Origin of the sequence: Rossellomorea pakistanensis (genome assembly GCF_016908495.1) — a bacterium.
In the GTDB taxonomy this organism is placed as follows: Bacteria; Bacillota; Bacilli; order Bacillales; family Bacillaceae_B; genus Rossellomorea; species Rossellomorea pakistanensis.
Window position 1 is genome coordinate 593,844 of sequence record NZ_JAFBDZ010000002.1, and the last position, 21,192, is coordinate 615,035.

Genomic DNA, 21,192 nt, shown 5'->3' on the forward strand with positions numbered 1-21,192 from the left:
AAATTTCATCTAGGTATAAAGACTTTAGGGAAAGATAAAATTTTACATAACAAGTGCCAGGTACAAAACCATCGAAATGTACCTGGCACAACTATTCATATAGAGTGAAATGGGATCAAAAGGGGTTTTAAGGTGGATATATGTATTTTTGAATAATTTCTATTTATCATAGTGAGAAATTAAAGCGAGTTTAATAAATCTGATTCTCACTTTGATGCCGTTTTTTTATTACCTTTTTTATTTTCGTTACACTAAGCAGGAGTATCGGCAAAACTAACCCAAAAGTTGCGGCATAAAACATCCAAATTTCTTTATTATACTCCATGACAACCTGAACATTTGGATAAACAATTAGAGAGAGTAAAGTCATCATCATTCCCAGAGGGGTAGCAAATGGATGGTGATCCTTTATGTTAAATAAATTGGCGAATACAACAACCGATACATAAAAGTACACAACGGCTCGAATATAGGTGGTAATCACCCATGTTACAGCGAGTACTGCTTCAATACGCATAATGAAATTCCCGATATTGATTTTTTTCGCTAATACATAACTGGGTGCAATATTATTTGCTGTTAAATTGGGGCCGAGTACTAAGAGATTTAGAAGGATGACAATAACGAGGATGATTCCCCCAATCAATGTTCCCATATAAAATGCTTTCTCTCCTTGTGAACGTTGATTAATTTTTGAAGGGAAAATCATCAGAAACATAATAGGAGACATCGAAAAAACACTCACATAAAAAAATGTCGCCTGAATAACCGGTTTGAATCCTTCTTCTAATACAGGTTGTATGTTATGTACATCTGCATGTGGAAGAATGGTAAGGATGAGAATGATAAGTAATAGTATAAAGGGAATGAATAAAATCTCTACAGAGCGAGTAAAAGTTTCAATTCCAAGACGTACAGCCATAACGACGATAAGGATAAATAAGATATTTAACATTGCTATAGGGGTTTCAGGCATCCAAAATATTTTAATGAAATCACCAACATAGAAAATGATCTCTGCGGCCGTTGAAAAAGCCCAGAAAAAAAGGGTGAAATTGACTGCCTTACCTATCCATCTTCCAAAAACCTTTTCAATTACTTGATCTAAAGTTATATCAGGATACAGCCTTCCGATTCTAATATACAACCATACGAAAGTTAAACCGATACAAGCACCCAAGGTGGAGGACAGCCATGCATCCTGCTTGGCATAACCAGCTAATGGTGCAGGAGTATGTAAAATAACGGTTCCAACCGAATACAAGAGAACTAAAATCATAAATTGCCGAGCTGATATTTTAAAATTCTCTATCATCTTCCCACCTTGGATCCTTTCTGTAAGAGGTGTATTCTTTAAAGTTCTTTTCGCAAGGATATGGAGTTATTTCAAAGCTTTCAAATTAGTAAATGGGCCAGCAGCCCATTTCGTCAATTCAATCATCTCTTGCAAAGTTTAAGAAAATTGCCTTTCTTTAAAAGAAATTTTATTACTTGAAAAAATTCATCATCACATCACTTATAGGTTTGTAAATGAAAGTAATGAAATCAAGGGGATTTGGAATTTTTATATCTAAGCTTTTCGCAATACTTAGCCCTGTTCCGAATAAAAGTAGAAATGAAAACACGATTAATTCCTTCTTCTTTTTTTTCTTCCATAAGGGGGGAACCTCGAAAGCAAAAATGAGGATCGTCACCAATAGTATTCCAGCTATAACCCACATAATAAGCTCCTTCCATTTCAATGATCATTAGAGACAAAACTAAATTATCCTAAAACTTTCACTCTTTTGGTTTTGGTGCAGGCGTGTCTTCACGCGTTATATTTTGCTGACTGATTAGCCGGGGTCTTGAAAATAACCCCCAATGTGGTATACGCAATAGAGCATCCTTCTGGTCGGCCTTAATATACGGGGCAAAAGGTGCCATATAAGGAACGCCAAAGGATCGTAAGCTGCATAAATGGAGAATAAGAGCAATTAAGCCAACAATAATCCCAAATAAACCAAATGATGCTGCTAAGCCCATAAAGGGAAAGCGTAGCATTCTAACAGCAATCGCCATATTGAAAGAACTTACGACAAAGCTTGATATCGCCGTAATGGATACAACAATGACCATCGCAGCAGAAACAATTCCTGCTTCAACGGCTGCAGTCCCAATGACCAACGTTCCAACAATGGAAACGGCCTGCCCTACTGCTCTTGGCATTCTGAGTCCTGCTTCTCGAAGAATTTCAAAGGTTACTTCCATCATTAGGGCCTCTATAAAGGCTGGAAATGGAACGCCTTCTCGCTGTGCTGCCAAACTAATCAAAAGGGGTGTCGGCAGCATTTCCTGATGAAAAGTAGTAAGAGCGATGTATAGTGATGGGCCTAATAACGCAATCATGAAACCTAAAAATCGTAACATCCGAAGTAATGTACTACTATCTGCTCTTTGATAATAGTCATCGGCAGTTTGAAAAAATTGTACAAATAGTCCTGGGACAAGCAAGGGATGCGGGGAACCATCAACCATGATGACCACCCTGCCCTCAAGTAATGCAGCTGACGTAACATCTGGACGTTCAGTATGAAATATAGTGGGAAAAGGTGTATAGGTTTCATCTTGAATTAATTCTTCAATATAACCACCGTCTAATATCCCATCAATATCAATTCTATTGAGACGAGTTCGGACTTCCTCTACTACTTTTTCATTCGCAATCCCATTAATAAATAAAATGGAAATGTCTGTTTTGGTTTCTTTTCCGATTTTCATGCTTTCGATCCAAAGGTTTGGATTATTGATCTTTCGTCTAACTAAGGCTGTATTCGTACGAAGAGTTTCAGAGAAAGATTCTTTTGGCCCTCTAATGGAAGGTTCATTGGTGTTTTCATTAACACCTCGATCCTGTCCTCCCTTCATATCTACTGAAAGACAATCTTTATAACCATCTACAAGTATAATGACCTTTCCAGATAACAAGCACGAAAACAATTTTTCGTAATCTTCTATATTTTCGATGTTCCCTACCGTGAGAATCGACTCTTTTATGTGCGACAAAAAGTTTCTATCTACTTTAATTTTAGTTGTGTTTATTTTTTGGAAATCTGACATTAACGTTTCTAGAATAAAATTTTGAATAGAGGGACAGTCTACGAGGCCCTCAGTATAGATGACAGCGATACTAGTATTAAAATCTTCACCAATTTTAATGCTTCTAATCGTAATATCATCACTATGTCCTGTTTTATCTTTAATAAATTGGATATTATCCTCCAAACCTTCGAAAATGGGGTGTTGTTCTGTACTTTTTACTTTGGTTTTTTGAAAATCGGAGGGGGTTCTTCGATTTTTTTTAAACTTACGCACTATAATCCTCCTAAACCATTTTTATAGACTTTCATGTCAATCCTTTAGTAAAACGATTATAATGGCATTTTATAGTTGTGTTCTATCTAGTCATCATTTTTAATCCTCGGTGATTTCATTTAAAGGTGAATTTGCTATCGTACCAATTCTGCGTATTTTAACATCTATGTCTACTTTTACTGGCATTTCTGTAAAAAGTTGATTCCAATCATCTTTATTCTTTTTCCAATATTCAGGGTTTGATCGATGGATTGCTTCCCCGAATCCAAATGCATCTGCTTCATATTCGTTTTGGGTCACTTTTAAAGCTTTTTTAATTTTATCTTTAATATTTTTTTCCGTTCTTTTTTCCAATTCAGCAATCTTCTTGGTTTGAGTTATGTCAAGTCCCTTGCACCCGACTTCAGCTACGTTCCCTTCAACTTGTATTTTAATGTTTCCTTGGGGTTGTCCATCTTTAATAGTCGCCTTTAGATCCGTTTTTGTTTCAAGGACCTCAACTCCTGCGCTCCCTTCTTCTTTAGGGCAAGAGATAGTGACAATGGTACTTTTCACTTTTCCCAGAGCATAGTGAAGACCTTTACTCTCGGATTCATTCAACCATCCAATTAATTTATCTCTTTTAAATATGGCTAAACCCTGATATTCCAATTGTGTTAATGGTACAATCTGTTCTATATTTTCTTGCTTTTGCCCTGTAGAAGGATCTCCATGGATGGCGATTCCTGTCAATTTTGCCTCGATCCCCTTACTGACCAATTCCATGATTAATTGGTCCAATGTCATAGTAGCACTAGGTGCCCAGGCTTTTTCTGATGTTTCAAGGGACGAAAATAATTTATTTGATGGAATATCTTCTAAGGGAGTTAAAACTTTTAAAACATCTTCCGCTCTTGCATCCTTTGCGATGGCGAAATAAAAATCAGTTCGAAGTTCTTGATCCCTCGATAACAAATCTAAAACCTCACTGATCCCTTCTGTTGCCATTTCACTTCCTATAACAACCATTCGAAGATGTGCGGCATAAATTTTCCGTGGTGCAGTGGTCGTCATTCTTCGTATCGCTTCAAGTAACGTTTTTCCAGTTGATTTATAAACAACAATGGGGGTTTTCCCGCCGCCCCCTGATTTTGCCGCGATTTCCCCTGGATTAACGACTTGAAAGGTAACCGTATATTGACCATCCGATTTATCAATACCCATTCCGATTCCAATAGCCAATTCATTTAACTCAATTCGGTTCCAGCACCCTGAAAGAAGGGTGCAAAGACATAGACAGATCGCTATTTTAATGAATCTTGTAAACATCCGAAATCTCCTAACTAGGTTTTTATCCGGTCACTCCAAAATAGATATTGAGTGATTGGGTATGGATTTATTCCTGTTAGTTTTTAATGAAAGAATAGTTATTATTCATGATTCAATTGATTAGTTCAAAAAAACAATGAGCAAGTAATGAATGGATATTATAGGAAGTTCCTAAGGGGAGGATCTTTAAAAATCGCTCTTTTCTAAACGATAGCTGTTTTAGAAATAGATTTTTTAAAAGCAAACCATCGATAAAGAAGTTAATTGAAGCGGAAGATACGAGACACCTGCAGAAAGCAAACTGGAGCGGAAATCACCCACATTTTTTTGGGGAAAATAGCAGCAAAGTATACGATAAAAAAATTAAGGCATTCGGCCCCCATAATAAAAACAAATTAAAAACGAGCCATGAAAGTGAAAGTCATGACTCGTTTAGCAATTAACAGCCTTTGAAGGAAGCGCCAATAATGATTAACAGAATAAATAGAACGACGATTAAGGCAAAGCTTCCGCCAAATCTATGGCCACCATACCCATATCCACCAAAACGATTGCAAAACATATAAATTCCCTCCTTACCTTTTCTCTAGCCATTTTATGAACAAATCATTCGTTTTGCTTGTACTCATGTCCATGGACAAATTCTGATCTAGAGGGGAAATTTTTTTTTGATATCTTTATACACTCTTTACATTATGAAAAAGTCATCTCAATATCTATTTGCTAGTCTATGAATGATTCTAGTAGGTAGAGGAGGAATTTTTTATGAGTCATCAGAATTCGAACAAAGGCTTGAATAGAAGGGATTTTATCAAAATTGGCGGTATGAGCACTGTTGCGTTAACACTTGGATCTGTCGGTCTTCCATCCGATTTGTTGGGGGAAAACACGGCTTATGCAAAAAAACATCAGAATGCCAAGCTTAAATTTAATCAGGATGGGAAATTTAAGGTAGTACAATTTAATGATACTCAGGATGATGAACGAATTGATCGAAGAACGATCGAACTTATGGAAAAAGTACTTGATTCAGAAAAACCAGACTTTGTTGTGCTAAACGGTGACAATATTTCCAGTGGCTGTGATACAGCTTTGGAGATGAAGCAAGCGATGAACAATGTTGTCCAGCCAATGGAAAAACGTGAAATCAAATGGGCTGTGACATTTGGGAATCATGACGAGGATTCGACGCCAAATAGTGGTGTTGATGAGGAAGCCATGCTTAAGTTTTATAGGTCATACAAATATAATTGCAACGAACCAGGGGAGAAAAACCTTACTGGAACGGGTAACATGAATCTCCTTATTAAAAACTCAAAAGGCAATAAAGCCGCTTTCAATTTATGGCTGCTTGATAGTGGAAGATACGCACCAAAATCGATTGCAGGACAAAGCTTTGAAGGATATCCTACATGGGATTGGCTTCGTTTTAATCAAGTCAACTGGTACTATGAGACTTCAAAGAAGATAGAGAAGGAGTCTGGGAAGAAGATTCCTTCGCTTGTCTTTATTCATATCCCACTATGGGAACATCGGAATATGTGGTTTGCCAGTGTGGATGAAAGAACGGATGCAAACCATGCAGTAGCTCTAGAGAGACATAGTATTGTCGGCGAGAGAAACGAAGACGAATGTCCAGGACCTGTTAACAGTGGTTTATTTTCAGCAATGCTAGAGCGGGGAGATGTCAAGGGAGTATTCTGTGGCCATGATCATATCAATACATATGCAGGTAATTATTATGGCATCATGCTTGGTTATGGTGGTAATACCGGGTTTGGTACCTATGGCCTGCCGGGTGCGGAAAGAAATCGATTGCGTGGAGCCAGAGTCTTTAATCTTGATGAAAATACTGAAGACGTTCTAGTCGACACCCATATGGTGTTTGCTAAGGAATATGGGATTGATTTGACTGCGAATGATCAGAGTATTGACCCATTGCCGTTAGAGGATAATAAGGGTAAAGTTCGCTCATAAAGGGGACTATTCAGTGAAAAAGATGATAAAGGTCCAAAAGGGTCCGCTTCATAAGGGTCATTTTTAAGTGGAACCCATTAATTTGTCCAAAATAGGCAATATTTTGTCCGCACCTGTCGATAATTTGTCCAGTTGCCCATATATATTGACCGCTCGACAAAATACTACATAAGTGGCAAAGCTGCTTTCTTGTACACAAAAGTAAAGTGACCAATCTGAAGATGGGGCTGTCCAAAAAAGGTTCGGAACCACATGATCTATATAGAAGTTGCTTTGAAAAATTCCTTCTATATAGTGAAGCTGTGGCTCCGGTCATTTGGTCAGCTCTTTTTTAAAGGCTCTTTTCGTAGAGATTGTTGTTTTTGGGGAATAAACATTTGACCGTTCCTTTTCGCTACAGGTACTTGCTTTCCGCGGGGAGGAAGTCGAGCCTCCTCGACGTTCCGTCTGCGGGGTCTCGACTTTTCCTCTGCATCCCGCAGGAGTCAAGTGCCTTCCGCTCCAATCCACTCTGCATTTTCCATGTTGTTAAAAGCAACAAACTTTTAGAAAAGAGCCTTTTTAAAATACAATACTCTATTGTCGACACCCTTTTTAAAAGAATAAAGTATGTGCTAGGATAAAAAGAATGAAGTGACAATGAACTAAGGGTGAAGAGAATGAGCGAAATGGAGAAGGATCAGTTAAGTATTGAAGTGGCAAAGCTTTATTATTTATCGAGCTTAGGACAGCAGCAGATTGCCGATAAGCTTAAACTATCCAGACCGGCTATATCAAGATTACTAAGCTATGCCAAAGAAAAAGGGTATGTACAGATCGAGATAAGGGATCCTTATACAGATATAGATCAATTAGCGAGGGATGTGAAGGAACGATATGGTTTAGAGGATATTATCGTGACCTCCTCACCATCAGACGATTATGAGACCATTAAACAATTTATAAGTGAAGCTGCGGCAGTTTATCTACAGAATCATGTAAAACAAGGAGATATTCTAGGCGTTAGTTGGGGAACGACTATTTACGAGACTTCTAAGCATTTGTTAAAACAACCGATAAAAGGCGTGACAGTTGTTCAGCTAAAAGGTGGGATTAGTCATTCGAAAGTTATGACGCATGCCTATGAAACAATCGATATGTTTGCTGATGCGTTTAATACGATTCCAATGCATTTACCGCTACCCGTCGTTTTTGATAATGCACAAGTGAAAAATCAGGTTGAAGAAGATCGCCATATACGTCGCATCATCGAAATGGGCCGTCAAGCGAATATTGCTGTTTTTACCGTCGGGACCGTCCGCGATAAGGCTTTATTGTTTAAGCTTGGCTATTTTAGTTCTGATGAAAAGGAGCTATTACAGAAGGAAGCTGTAGGGGATATTTGTTCCCGCTTTTTTAATGAGAAAGGTGAAATCGTTCATGAAGAAATTAACAATCGAACGATTGGAATTGAATTGCAAGAATTAGAGCAAAAAGAAAAAGCAATTCTAGTGGCAGGGGGGAAGCGTAAATTAAAAGCCATTAAAGGCGCTCTGACAGGCAAACATGCGAATGTTTTAATTACAGATCAATATACGGCAGAGAACCTACTAAGGGACGACTGAACAAAATTTCAGTTGTCCTTTTACATTTGTTCAAAATCGAGTTATAATGAAAACGAAATCAAAAAACAAAAGAAAAATTGGAGGATATAAATCTATGAATATAGCAAAATATATTGATCATACAGCATTAAAAGCAGATACAAGCAAGGAAGCGATTCAAAAACTAATAGATGAAGCAAAGCAATATGGCTTTAAATCTGTATGTGTGAATCCTGGATATGTTTCATTTGCAAGTGAGCAATTGAAAGATACAGGTGTTGAAGTTTGTACGGTCATTGGTTTTCCACTAGGGGCATCAACAACTGAAACGAAAGTATTTGAAACAAAGGATGCCATCGAAAAAGGGGCAACGGAAATTGATATGGTTATTAATGTTAGCCAGTTAAAAGATAAAGAAGATGCTGCTGTTGAATTTGAAATTAGTGAAATTGTGAAAGCGGCAAAAGGGAAAGCCATTGTTAAAGTGATTATTGAAACATCTCTTTTAACAGATGAGGAGAAAGAAAGAGCATGTCTTTTAGCGAAAAAAGCGAATGCTGATTTTGTCAAAACTTCAACTGGTTTTTCAACTGGTGGTGCAACCGTTGAAGACATTAAATTAATGCGTTCAGTGGTTGGTGAAGACATGGGAGTAAAAGCTAGCGGTGGTATTCGCACGATTGAGGATGTAAACAGTATGATCGAAGCAGGTGCAACTCGAATTGGAGCAAGTGCGGGTGTATCGATTATGAAAGGCGAAAATAATATCGTTGATAATTATTAAGATTTAGGACTGTCTCTTCAGGAATCACAACTCAAATCTTCTTCAATTTATGGGCGATCAATGTTGTTCCGACCACTTATGGGACAGCTCCACATTCATATAAGGTTCCAGGGATTTTTTTGTAAAAACCATCTTAGGATGGTTTTCCCTATTTTTGCACCAAAAGAAAACGCTTACTAGGAGATGAATTATGCACTATATTGTAGGTATTATCGGGCTTTTTGTGTTTTTATTTTTAGCTTGGGTAATGAGTAGTGACAAAAAGAAGATCAAAATCAAACCGATTATCACGATGCTAGTGATTCAGTTTGTTTTAGGTTTTATTTTACTCAATACCTTTGTTGGAACTTTTATTGTTGGACATATTGCAAGAGCTTTTGAAAAGTTACTAGGATTTGCAGCAGAAGGAGTCAACTTTGTATTTGGCGGCTTAGTAAATGCTGAAGAATCTACTTTCTTTATTGGTGTGTTATTACCTATTATATTTATTTCAGCATTAATAGGAATCCTTCAATATACGAAAATTTTACCGGTATTTATGAAGGGAATTGGTTTTGTCTTAAGTAAAGTCAGTGGTATGGGAAAATTGGAATCCTATAATGCGGTGGCAAGTGCTATGATCGGCCAATCTGAAGTTTTTATAACATTGAAAAATCAACTAGCACATATCTCCAATCAACGACTTTACACATTATGTGCCTCTGCCATGTCAACCGTTTCAATGGCAATTGTGGGCTCGTATATGACATTAATTAAACCGGAGTATGTTGTGACTGCTATCGTTTTAAATTTGTTTGGTGGTTTTATCATTGCATCTATCATCAACCCTTACACCGTTCATGATGAGGAAGATTTAATTGAAACGAAAGATAAGAAGCAGTCTTTCTTCGAAGTTTTAGGTGAGTATATTTTAGATGGATTTAAAGTAGCCGTGATTGTTGGAGCAATGTTGATTGGATTCGTTGCGATTATTGCGATGATCAATGGTATTTTTGATGCCGTGTTTGGCGTAACCTTCCAACAGGTGCTAGGTTATGTATTCGCACCACTTGCCTTTATGACAGGTATTCCTTGGTCTGAAAGTGTGAATGCCGGAAGTATTATGGCAACAAAGATTGTAACAAACGAATTTGTTGCAATGGGTGAGCTTGCAGGTACAACCATCGACTTTAGTGAGAGAACAACGGCATTAATCTCAGTATTCTTAGTATCATTTGCTAACTTTTCATCGATTGGGATTATTTCAGGAGCCGTTAAAGGCTTGGATGATGAAAAAGGGAATGTTGTTGCGAAGTTTGGGTTGAAATTACTTTACGGTGCAACATTGGTTAGCTTTTTAACTACAGCCGTTGTGGGATTAATCTATTAAGCTGACGAGTAAAAAGTGAACATAAAGGAGTGCATAAGCATGAGAATGGTCGATTTAATTGAAAAGAAACGAGAAGGACATGAATTAACAAAAGCCGAGATTCAGTTTATTATCGATGGTTACACTAAAGGTGATATTCCAGACTATCAAATAAGTGCGATTTTAATGGCTGTCTACTTTAATGATATGACGGATCAAGAGAGAGCTCACTTAACGATGGCAATGGTTGAATCAGGTGATACCATTGATTTATCCGCTATTCATGGAATTAAAGTGGACAAGCATAGTACTGGTGGAGTGGGGGATACAACCACATTAGTCCTAGCACCATTAGTAGCAGCACTCGATATCCCAGTGGCAAAAATGTCAGGTCGTGGACTGGGGCATACAGGCGGTACGATTGATAAATTAGAGAGTATTGATGGCTTCCATGTTGAAATTTCAACAAATGACTTCATTGAATATGTGAATCGAGATAAAATGGCCGTTATTGGACAAACAGGTAACTTAACACCCGCTGACAAAAAATTATATGCCTTACGTGATGTAACAGCGACAGTGAATGCGATTCCATTAATCGCAAGCTCGATCATGAGTAAAAAAATTGCAGCAGGATCCGATGCAATTGTCCTTGATGTAAAAACAGGCGCAGGTGCGTTTATGAAAACGATTGAAGAAGCTGAACAATTAGCTCGTGCAATGGTCAAGATCGGTCAAGAGGTCGGACGTCAAACCATGGCGGTTATATCTGATATGTCTCAGCCATTAGGATATGCGATTGGTAACGCTCTTGAAATGAAAGAAGCCATTGATACACTAAGAGGCGAAGGACCAGAAGATTTAACAGAGTTATCGTTATTACTAGGCAGCCAGATGGTTGTACTAGCGAAAAAAGCGGATACTCTTGAAGAGGCAAGAGGAATGTTACAAGAAGTCATTGACAATGGTAAAGCTCTCGAAAAATTCAAGGTTTTTATTAAAAATCAAGGGGGAGACCCTTCTATTGTCGATCAACCAGAAAAGCTGCCTGAAGCAACGTATAAAATCGATGTCCCAGCAAAGCAAAGTGGTTATATTTCAAAGATTGTTGCGGATGAAATGGGTGTAGCATCGATGTTATTAGGGGCAGGTCGTGCGACTAAAGAAGATGACATTGACTTAGCAGTGGGAATTGTCCTAAAAGCAAAAATTGGTGATGAAGTGAAAGAGGGCGAAACTCTAGTAACGATTCATTCAAACCAAGAAAATGTCGACGATGTCATAGGAAAAATATATGACTGCATTTCTTTTGCAGATGCTGTTGAATCACCTAAATTAGTTCATAAAGTGATTACTGAGTAATGATATAAAAAACCTTTCAAATTATAAATAGGGAGAGAACGAACCCTCATAGATTATGGGGGTTTTTATTATTCAATAAAAATATATTATATTTCAATTTAGCGTAATTTATCATGAACTGGGTGTGTTGAAGGTCACAAGTAGCTCTTTGGTACTGACTTGGTAAAGTGAATTTGTCAGTATAATATATTGGCTTAAAGTAGTGTTCCAAAAGGGGCGGAACACTACGATGATCATATATATAGATGCTTTAAGAAATGACTCTATATAGTAAAATTGTAATTTCTGGCATCTTTGATTTGGGATAGCCCCTTTGCTTTATTTACAAAAGATTAATAGAAAGTAGCATTGTAGTTCATAAAATATGATTAGAATACAATCAAAAGCACATTAAAATAACTAAAACAATATTGTTTATGTGTTTTTATTTGGTTTTGGGAAGGAGGAGTTCGTAAGAGGCTATAGCTATAACGCAAATAGGTAGGACCGTTTCTTTGAAAATTGTAAATGATATTCTTTTAAATTAGTAAAAATAGTATTAGGAGGAGTATTATGAAATTTAATATCAGAAATTTGTTAACCCTCATTGTAGCAATTGCTGTTGTCTGTGCTGCTATCCCTGTCCTTACTTTTGCTAAAGAATATGGTAAAGCTGTTGAAACTCCAAAAGCCTCAGAACCTAGTGGTAGATACGAAAATGCCAAAATCATTTCACTCAGTACTCAAACTAAGAATGCCGATATTTACTACACACTTGATGGAACTTTGCCAACTAAAAAAAGTAGGAAATATAATAAAAATAACCCTATAACCATAACAAAAACGACTAATTTAAGTGTAATAGCAATTAAAAAAGGGTTATCTAGTAAGCCAGCAACTTACTCCTATATTATAAAGACAAAAGAAAAACCATTACTTCAGTTTGTTGCAATGTCAGACGTACATGTTGGGTCACATGAAAAAGGGGATGCAAGATATGCAAGTTTTTTTGACACGATCGCAACGATTTTTCCTCAACCTGATGCTATTTTATCAGTAGGAGATATGATAAACGATAATGGTTTTGATAAACCGAATGATCATAAAATAGTAAAAGAAATATTTCTAGATAACTTAAAAAGAAAAAATATGACGAATACCAAAATACAATTGGCAATTGGTAACCACGATGCGAGCGTTTCTAAAATGCAGGAACATTACCCAGCTGAGTGGTTTACTAGTCAAAAAAATGGATATTATGAAACGCAGATTGGAGGATACTCCTTCTTCTTTCTGAATGGAAATAATTACAACTATGATACAACCCAAAGAAATTGGTTGAAAGGGAGGTTATCTGAAATTATAGCTGACCCTAAAAACATGAATAAACCTATTTTTGTAAGCGTGCATCAACCGATTTCCGGTTCAGTGATGGATGGTCAACAGTCTTCTAACCCAAACTTGTATAAAGATCTTAAAGAATATCCGCAAGTCATTACCCTTTCTGGACATTCTCATCTTAATATTAATGATGATCGCTCTATTTATCAGAATGATTTTACCTCTATTAATCTAGGATCCATGTCTTACATAGAGTCGGATCGAGGGTATCAATCTGTAACTTCTGAAGGAATTGCTGACAGATTTGAATTCCCTGTATCTCAAGCGCAATTTATCGAGGTATATGAGAATCGAGTGGAGATAGAGAGAGTCGCGTTAAATGCTGATCCTGGTGATATTTATACAAATGGAAAATGGTCAGCTGAACCGCAGCCACCATATAATAGCGCAGGAGCTACCGTGGGTGAAAAATGGGTAGTTGAGTTAAAAGGAAAAACCGATGAAGAAATTAAAAGCAATTTCAAATATACACCTGAAAACAGAAATCAAGTTGCTCCCCAATTTAAAGGAAACAGTAAACTTCATGTTAGAGAAAAAATGGGTGTCCCAAATTTATCATTTTTACAAGCTAAGGATGATCAAATGGTCCATCATTATGAAGTAAAAGTGAGAAATGAAAGCACGGACAAAATAGTAAAATCTTTGAAGGTGTTTTCTGATTATATGTACTCGCCGATTCCGGACAAAATGATCATTCCTTTAGAAGGCCTTGAAGCACAAACAAAGTATAATGTTGAAGTGGTTGCTGTGGATAGCTATGATAATAAATCATTATCTATTCAAAAAGTATTTAAAACAGGCGTAACGTTTTAGAGGTAATACCTACTATAATTAAGTATTAATGTCTGAGCAATTGCAAAAAAGTGATTCCAGTATCCATGTAAAATAGTATCGATTTATATAACCCGATCTTAGATGATAAAGGTAGAGTTATTCCTATTCGTTATGGATAATTTAATTCTTGGCGATTAGGAAGTGGTTTTTATAACAAATCCACTTCTTGGGCTGTCCCCTTATGGGACAGCCTCACTATTATTCAATCAGCTTGTACAACCGTATAGCCAGCTGGAGATTCAGTAGTTGCTGAGCATCTTGAATGTTGCATACCAGTTATAATATTATGTTAAAATTTATGTGTTTTTTTTTTGTAATTGACTTATAACCAGGATGAAAAGTGGGAGAAATAAACCAAAACTTAGAGTAAAGGCCCACCATGATGATAAAACGAATTTAATGAAATATGGTGAGTTTGGTACTATGATAAGAGAGAGGTTAACAAGAATGATGCCCATCGGTAATGTCACTATTTTTTGGTTATTAATTTTTAATATTTGAGCTAATCCTAATATTGTCGCATAAAAACAAATCAATAATTTGAAAAATAGAGTAATATACCATATAAAAGCTAATAATGCCTCAATTCGTTGGAAAAAGTTTCCGATATTGATTTTCTTGGCAATTGCATAAGAGGGATACATATTTCGATTGGTCAAATCAGCACCAAGAACGGTAATACTGAGAAAAATGATGATGGATAGACAAATACTTCCGATTAGCATTCCACTAATATAAGCTTTTGTAGCTTGACTTTTTTGATTAATATAAGGAAAAAACATTAACAGAATAACAGATTCTAAGTAATAGCCCATAATGGGAATAGTTCCCCCAAACAATGGTTTTATCCCATCTTCTAATACGGGTTGAATATTCTCGAACTTAATTTCAGGTGAAATCGAAATGATTAAAACGACAAAAAGAATCAACACCCAAGGTAAAAAAATTTCTGCTGCACGGGCCATAACCTCTATGCCAAGACGTGTCCCCATAATAATGATACTTAAAAAAAGAATAAGAATCGCTTGAATAGGAGTTTCCGGCATAATTTGCGTCTTCATGAAATCTCCTAGTTGCCAAAGAATAACACCTGCATCTATAAAAAAGAATGAAATAAATAATAGACCAATCATTTTTCCTACCCATGGGCCAAGAACTTTCTCACCGATCTGGATAATATTCTTAGACGGAAACTGATTCCCAAGCAAACTGTACAACGATACTAACAAAACTCCTAGTACGCTAGCTAATAGAGCTGAAATCCATGCATCCTGTTTTGCTAAAACGGTAACATTTGCAGGAATGAATAATATTGTATCTCCAATCACAAATAGTGTGAATAATACAGTAAATTGATTCGGGCTTATTTTTGTATTATCGACCATTTTTTTCCCCATTTCATACTTATAAGACAAATAACTTATTGTTATTGATTATCTCCTAAACTTACCCAAATTAGACATGCGATCAGAGTACTTGTACTACCTTAATGTATTAACAAAACGATGTAATTCTTATCCTTTTTAAGTAATTCTTGTAGGTATAGTACTATATCTCAGGAGAAGAACTATTAATCAAGTTTTATTTTTTGTATTGAAAGAATCCTCCTTGGCCTCAAATGGATAGTAAAAACTCCCTTTACTAATCCCGCATTCAAAATGTTATATTTAAATAATAGAATTTTCAGTAATCTACTAATTAGGAGCTCTGAGATGAAACGATTTTTACGAGTACCTCTTCAAGTCAAGATATTAGGCCTTGTCATTTCACTTTTATTGCTGGTTATTGGGTTGTTGACATTATTATTTGCATACATGGAAACAAATGAAGATGTAGAACAAGCAGAAGAGCTGGCATTACAGACGGCAAAGACCCTTTCCTTCATGCCGGTTATTCAAGATTCTTTTCGTGAAAATAAACCGTCAGAAAATCTTGCTGCAACTGCGGAACAGCTAAGGGATCAGGTAGACGCTTCTTCCATACTAATTGAGGATCGGGAAGGGCTGCCCTTTGGGTATGTTGGGCAAGGTTCGGGTGAGGATGATCCGAAAGACCGCTACCGGGCACTTGTGTTCGGTAGTTATTATGTGACACGAGAAGGGAATGGGGATGAGGAGGTTTTGAAAGGGATTGCTCCCATTATCATTCGCTATGATCAATATCAGAAAGTTGAAGGAACCGTCATCGTAGAATTTAAAATGAAAACGATCCGTGAGAACATGACGAAGGATATTCGAACGATGCTGATTCTTTCTTGTTTTGTCCTCTTTCTTGGGGTTTTTGGGAGTATTATTCTCGCCCATAGTATCAGAAAGGATACTTTCGGATTAGAGCCTTATCAAATTGCTGCGTTGTATCGGGAAAGGAATGCTGTTTTTCAATCCGTAAAAGAAGGAATAGTGGCTATTGATGAACACGGAATGATTACCATGATGAATCAATCGGCGAAAGAGCTTTTAGGAATTACATCACGTGTAAGAGGGTTAAAAGCCGAAGAGGTAATCCCTTCTAAGAGCATGCTGCAAGCTTTATATTCTAGTAAAATCCAATCTAATTTAGAACTACAGTATAACGAAAAAACGATGATTATAAACTCCCAGCCGATTATGGAAGAAGGGAAAATGGTTGGGACGGTAACGAGTTTCCGTGACCGCACAGAAATTAAAAAAATGGTAGATGCCTTGTCAGAAGTCAAACAATATTCGGAGGATCTACGTGCACAAACCCATGAGTTTAAGAATAAACTCTATGTTCTTTTAGGTCTCATCCAGCTGGGAAAACTAAAGGAGGCAATTGAGCTTATACAGGATGAAACAGAGCTCCAAGAACACCATAGCCATCTATTCTTTAATAGTATTCTAGATGAAAAGGTACAGGCGATTTTGCTGGGGAAGCTGGCGAAAGCATCTGAGAAAAAAATTCAATTTGAAATAGAGGAGGAGAGCTCATTGACTCCGCTGCCTGAACGAATCGGGCTTTCCCCACTGATTGTCATTCTTGGAAATCTTATCGACAATGCCTTCGAAGCAGTAAACGAAAGGAATGAGAGGGTTGTGTCGTTTTTTGTAACAGATATCGGGAAAGACATAATTTTTGAAATAGCCGATAGCGGCGCAGGGATTCAAGTAGAGAATGAAGGGCTGCTCTTTCATAAAGGAGTTTCTTCAAAAGGAGATAACCGCGGATACGGACTTGCAAATGTAAAAGAGGAAGTGGACCTACTAGGGGGTTCCATTGAATGGATCTCCAGAAAAGAAGGTGGCACAATTTTCACTGTTTTTTTACCGAAAGGATAGTTGATAGAAAGGGAGAATGAGTGATGATCAATGTTTTAATAGCTGAGGATGATTTCAGAGTCGCGCAGATCCATGAAGAATTTTTAGCAAAGAATAAACAAATGAAACTTATAGGAAAGGCCACTAATGCCAAGGAAACCTTTCAGCAGTTAAAAGAGCATAAAGTGGATTTACTTCTTTTAGATGTATACATGCCGGATGAGCTGGGAACCGAGCTCCTACATTCTTTAAGGTCCGATTTTCCAGAGGTGGATATCATCATGATTACGGCAGCGAAAGAAAAGTCATTTCTAGAAAAAGCCTTGAAATATGGAATACAAGATTACTTAATAAAACCAGTTACGATGGAGAAATTTCATAAAGCACTTGAAAATTATTGTCAAAAGAGAAGAACTCTTCAGTCCGCTTCAGAGGTTGATCAAGAGGTATTAGACATGTATTTTGGATCGAAGAAAAAAGTGTCCGAAAAGAAGAATGACTTGCCACCGGGAATCGATTATTTAACACTAAACAAAATTAGTAAACTATTAGCAAATGAAAAAGACGGGATCACCTCAGAAAGAGTAGGGGAAAAAATTGGGGCGTCTAGAACAACTGCAAGAAGGTACCTAGAATATCTCGTTGGTATGGAAGAAGCTACGATAGAGCAGGTATATGGAATTGTAGGAAGACCGGAAAGAAGGTATTGTATGAAAAAATAAAATAAAAACTTTTGAAAATTATGAACAAAATGAACAAAACACCCTTTAAGTTTTTAAAAGACAATATTTTGGAAACGTTTACATGGTGGTAGCAAGCCATTAGGATGAGAATAATCGTACTATACCTTAGTACAAATTATTCGTTAATATTGCTGTTTTCGGCGAGTAATAAGTGGATGGAATTACCCATTTTATTGCTTCCGGTCACTATGTTGGTTCGGAGATTTAAATAACAATATTAATGAAAAAACCAATATTAAAAAGGGGTGTACATTGTTTATGAAGAGATTAGGAATACTGTTGATCGTGTTTTTCATGATGTTAGTAACGGCTTGTTCGAACTCGGCTTCAGGTGGTGAGGAGTTTCCTTCGAAAAATATTGAAATCATTGCTCCCGCTTCTCCTGGTGGAGGTTGGGATTTGACTGCACGTTCTGTTCAAAAAGTACTGAAGGATAATAATCTTGTAGATGAAAATATTAATGTCATTAACAAGCCTGGTGGCGGTGGTGAGGTAGGATGGAAATACCTTGAAACTAAGGATTCCCATTACCTGGCGATTAATTCTAGTCTGGTGTTGACGAATAATCTATTGGGGCAAAGTGAACTAACACATGAACAATTTACACCGATTGCAACTCTTGCGACAGAGTGGCAGGCGTTAGCCGTACCAGTAGATTCAAAATACGAAACGGCTTCACAGTTACTGGATGCAATGAAAAAAGATCCTAAGTCCGTCAAGATCGGTGTAGGACCTGGGCTTGGGAACGATGACCATTTATCATTGGTTCAAGCTGCTAGTGAAAAAGGAATCGATCCTTCTAAGCTCGACTTCCTTGTATATGAAGGTGGCGGGGATGTGGTCACTGCTCTATTAGGTGGTCATGTAGATACTGTCACGACATCGCTATCAGAAGTAAAGGAGCAGCATCTTGCAGGGAAGCTGAAGATTCTTGCAGTATCTTCAGAAAAGCGACTAGAAGATATTAAAGATGTTCCTACTTGGAAAGAAGAAGGAGTGGATATGGTATTCCCGCACTGGAGAGGAATCATGGGGCCGCCGGATATGACAGAAGAAGAAATTGCTTACTGGGACGAAAAAATTGGGAAAATGGTTGAATCAGAAGAGTGGAAGAAAATGCTCGAAAATAATGACTGGGAAGATTTTTATAAAGACAGTAAAGAAACGGAAGTATTCATGAAAGAGCAGGCTGAACTTTATGAAGAGCTTGTTAACAACTCTGGATTAATGCAGTAAAGGGAGGCTGGATCCATTGAAAGTCATAAAAATAGGAATGCCCATCTTTTTAATTCTTTTAAGCTGCACCTTTTTGATTGCATCTATTAATTTACCAAAAGCAAATCTAGGAAATCCGAATGGGCCACTCTATTTTCCGTTAGGGTTGAGCGTTTTAATGATGATTTTTAGTGTTATCTATTTATTTCAAGAATTAAAAAGGCTGCATGAGAAGAATGAGAGTGTTAAAGATCTGCTTGAGGGAAGGACTCCTATGTTAATTGGTTTAACTGTTGTTTACGGTGCGATTTATGCCGTGATTTTTGAACAGATTGGATTCCTTTTCTCGACAATCCTTTTCTTAGGAGCCTTATTGTTTACCTTGAATGGACGGAAAAAATGGTTGGTGAATATACTAGTGTCCATCATTTTTTCCTTCATATCTTGGTATGCATTCAGCGAATTACTAGGTGTCAGTCTACCTTAGGAGGTTACAGGGAATGGATATGAGTAACTTTATGCAAGGCTTAATGACTGCCTTGGAACCGATTAATATTATGTGGGTAATTGTTGGAGGATTCCTTGGAACGATCGTCGGGATGCTCCCAGGGCTTGGACCTGCAACAGCTGTTGCGGTCCTTATTCCGATCACTTTTGGAATGGACCCTGTGAGTGCCATCATTTTAATGGCTGCTATTTACTATGGGGCAATGTATGGAGGCTCGAGAAGCTCTATTCTTTTAAATACGCCAGGTGATGGATCTGCCATTGCAGCAACATTTGATGGATATCCGATGGCTCGGAAAGGACAGACGGGACAAGCAATGGCGATTTCAGCGGTCGCTTCCTTTATCGGAGGGATAATGGCGGTTGTAGGGTTTATTCTTCTAGCAGAGCCATTGGCTAATTTCGCTTTAAAGTTCGGACCGGCAGAATACTTTTTATTAATGCTACTCACGTTATCGGCTATTGTGTCTCTCTCAGTAGGGAAAATGACGAAGGGATTCATCGCTATGTGTCTCGGTCTTATGTTGAGTACCGTTGGAATTGACACTCAAACGGGTGTATATCGGTTCACGTTCGGCAGCGCCCATTTAAGTGAGGGAATCGATTTTCTTATCGTCATTATTGGGGTATATGCAATCGGGGAAGTCCTTTATAACTATCTGAGTATCGATAAAGAGAAAAGGGAAAAAAAGAAAGTAGGAAAGATCTGGTTTACAAAGGATCAATGGAAACGATCAAAGTGGCCAATTTTAAGAAGTGGTCCACTTGGGTTTATTGTTGGGGTTCTGCCTGGTGCTGGCGGTTCTATTGCGTCAATGATCAGTTATTCCACAGAGAAGCAGATTTCCAAAAAGCCTGAAGAATTTGGCGAAGGGGCAGTAGAAGGGTTAGCAGCTCCTGAATCGGCAAACAATGCAGCTTCCGTTGGGGCGATGATTCCTTTATTGACCATGGGAATTCCAGGATCTGGTACGACAGCCGTTATGCTTGGAGCTCTAGTAATGCTTGGTTTAAAGCCGGGTCCGCTCCTGTTTGAAAATGATCCAAACTCAGTATGGACGTTGATCAACAGTATGTTTATCGGAAATATTGCTTTGGTCATTATCAATATTCTTCTGGTCGGACTACTAGTGAAAATTTTAGATACTCCAGCAAAAGTACTTTATCCAGTGATTGTATTATTAGCTTTTATTGGGACGTATACCTTAAGTTACAGCGCTATTGACTTCTTTTTGCTTCTTGTATTCGGAATATTCGGTCTTTTTATGAAGGTATTAGATTTCCCAATCGCTCCTTTAGTATTAGCATTGATCGTTGGAGGAGATATGGAGCAAAACTTCAGGAAAGCAGTACTTTCCTCTGATGGAAGTCTCTCGATATTTTTTGCTTCACCGATTTCAATAAGTTTAACGGTGTTAACGATTATTTCTCTTTTCTATCCATTACTTATTAAAGCTCTAAAGAAAAGAAAAATAGATACGAAGCCACCTGTTGACGGGAGTGTGTAAATCACGATTAAAGG

Annotated in this window: 15 protein-coding genes and 1 pseudogene; 11 read left to right on the top strand and 5 right to left on the bottom strand. The window is 37.4% G+C overall.

Annotated elements, in window-relative coordinates; genetic code table 11:
* Nucleotides 1-190 precede the first annotated feature (190 nt).
* The 4 genes and pseudogenes from JOC86_RS10545 to JOC86_RS24660 form a co-directional block, all read right to left on the bottom strand.
* Nucleotides 191-1,315 carry a GerAB/ArcD/ProY family transporter gene (locus JOC86_RS10545; RefSeq protein ID WP_205171958.1) on the bottom strand — a complete coding sequence of 375 codons (1,125 nt, stop codon included), beginning with the start codon at nucleotides 1,313-1,315 and terminating at the stop codon, nucleotides 191-193.
* Between the two features lie 464 nt (nucleotides 1,316-1,779).
* A complete protein-coding gene (locus JOC86_RS10550) occupies nucleotides 1,780-3,354 on the bottom strand; it encodes a spore germination protein (RefSeq protein WP_205171960.1) in 1,575 nt (524 codons plus the stop codon).
* A 99-nt stretch (nucleotides 3,355-3,453) separates the two neighbouring features.
* Nucleotides 3,454-4,662 carry a Ger(x)C family spore germination protein gene (locus tag JOC86_RS10555; RefSeq protein WP_205171961.1) on the bottom strand — a complete coding sequence of 403 codons (1,209 nt, stop codon included), beginning with the start codon at nucleotides 4,660-4,662 and terminating at the stop codon, nucleotides 3,454-3,456.
* 439 nt (nucleotides 4,663-5,101) lie between these two features.
* A pseudogene (locus JOC86_RS24660) lies at nucleotides 5,102-5,191 on the bottom strand (YjcZ family sporulation protein); the annotation flags it as partial.
* 236 nt (nucleotides 5,192-5,427) lie between these two features.
* Here JOC86_RS24660 and JOC86_RS10565 point away from each other — a divergent pair.
* From JOC86_RS10565 to JOC86_RS10590, 6 genes are all read left to right on the top strand, one after another.
* Nucleotides 5,428-6,639, top strand: a complete 1,212-nt coding sequence (locus JOC86_RS10565; protein WP_205171974.1) for a metallophosphoesterase family protein — start codon at nucleotides 5,428-5,430, stop codon at nucleotides 6,637-6,639.
* Between the two features lie 659 nt (nucleotides 6,640-7,298).
* Nucleotides 7,299-8,243 (top strand): sugar-binding transcriptional regulator, encoded by a 945-nt coding sequence (locus tag JOC86_RS10570; protein ID WP_205171977.1) that lies wholly within the window; start codon nucleotides 7,299-7,301, stop codon nucleotides 8,241-8,243.
* A gap of 94 nt (nucleotides 8,244-8,337) precedes the next feature.
* A complete protein-coding gene (deoC, locus tag JOC86_RS10575; RefSeq protein ID WP_205171979.1) occupies nucleotides 8,338-9,006 on the top strand; it encodes a deoxyribose-phosphate aldolase in 669 nt (222 codons plus the stop codon).
* 190 nt (nucleotides 9,007-9,196) lie between these two features.
* Complete coding sequence (locus JOC86_RS10580; protein WP_205171982.1) at nucleotides 9,197-10,375, top strand: NupC/NupG family nucleoside CNT transporter; 1,179 nt, start codon at nucleotides 9,197-9,199, stop codon at nucleotides 10,373-10,375.
* A gap of 39 nt (nucleotides 10,376-10,414) precedes the next feature.
* A complete protein-coding gene (locus JOC86_RS10585; RefSeq protein ID WP_205171985.1) occupies nucleotides 10,415-11,716 on the top strand; it encodes a pyrimidine-nucleoside phosphorylase in 1,302 nt (433 codons plus the stop codon).
* A 552-nt stretch (nucleotides 11,717-12,268) separates the two neighbouring features.
* Nucleotides 12,269-13,909: a chitobiase/beta-hexosaminidase C-terminal domain-containing protein gene (locus tag JOC86_RS10590; RefSeq protein ID WP_205171988.1), complete on the top strand. Its 1,641-nt coding sequence runs from the start codon at nucleotides 12,269-12,271 to the stop codon at nucleotides 13,907-13,909.
* 317 nt (nucleotides 13,910-14,226) lie between these two features.
* Here JOC86_RS10590 and JOC86_RS10595 read toward each other — a convergent pair whose 3' ends face one another.
* The gene (locus tag JOC86_RS10595) at nucleotides 14,227-15,315 is read right to left on the bottom strand and encodes a GerAB/ArcD/ProY family transporter (RefSeq protein ID WP_205171991.1); all 1,089 of its coding nucleotides are present in this window, start codon (nucleotides 15,313-15,315) and stop codon (nucleotides 14,227-14,229) included.
* Between the two features lie 327 nt (nucleotides 15,316-15,642).
* On the opposite strand from JOC86_RS10595, the gene JOC86_RS10600 reads away from it, so the two are divergent.
* The 5 genes from JOC86_RS10600 to JOC86_RS10620 all read left to right on the top strand — a co-directional run bounded on the left by JOC86_RS10600 (nucleotide 15,643) and on the right by JOC86_RS10620 (nucleotide 21,178).
* Nucleotides 15,643-17,226 (top strand): sensor histidine kinase, encoded by a 1,584-nt coding sequence (locus JOC86_RS10600; protein ID WP_205171994.1) that lies wholly within the window; start codon nucleotides 15,643-15,645, stop codon nucleotides 17,224-17,226.
* Between the two features lie 23 nt (nucleotides 17,227-17,249).
* Nucleotides 17,250-17,927 carry a response regulator gene (locus tag JOC86_RS10605; RefSeq protein WP_205171997.1) on the top strand — a complete coding sequence of 226 codons (678 nt, stop codon included), beginning with the start codon at nucleotides 17,250-17,252 and terminating at the stop codon, nucleotides 17,925-17,927.
* Nucleotides 17,928-18,206: 279 nt separating this feature from the next.
* Nucleotides 18,207-19,184 (top strand): tripartite tricarboxylate transporter substrate binding protein, encoded by a 978-nt coding sequence (locus JOC86_RS10610; protein WP_205172000.1) that lies wholly within the window; start codon nucleotides 18,207-18,209, stop codon nucleotides 19,182-19,184.
* A 16-nt stretch (nucleotides 19,185-19,200) separates the two neighbouring features.
* Nucleotides 19,201-19,650 carry a tripartite tricarboxylate transporter TctB family protein gene (locus JOC86_RS10615; RefSeq protein WP_205172003.1) on the top strand — a complete coding sequence of 150 codons (450 nt, stop codon included), beginning with the start codon at nucleotides 19,201-19,203 and terminating at the stop codon, nucleotides 19,648-19,650.
* Between the two features lie 19 nt (nucleotides 19,651-19,669).
* A complete protein-coding gene (locus JOC86_RS10620; RefSeq protein WP_205173494.1) occupies nucleotides 19,670-21,178 on the top strand; it encodes a tripartite tricarboxylate transporter permease in 1,509 nt (502 codons plus the stop codon).
* Nucleotides 21,179-21,192 lie beyond the last annotated feature (14 nt).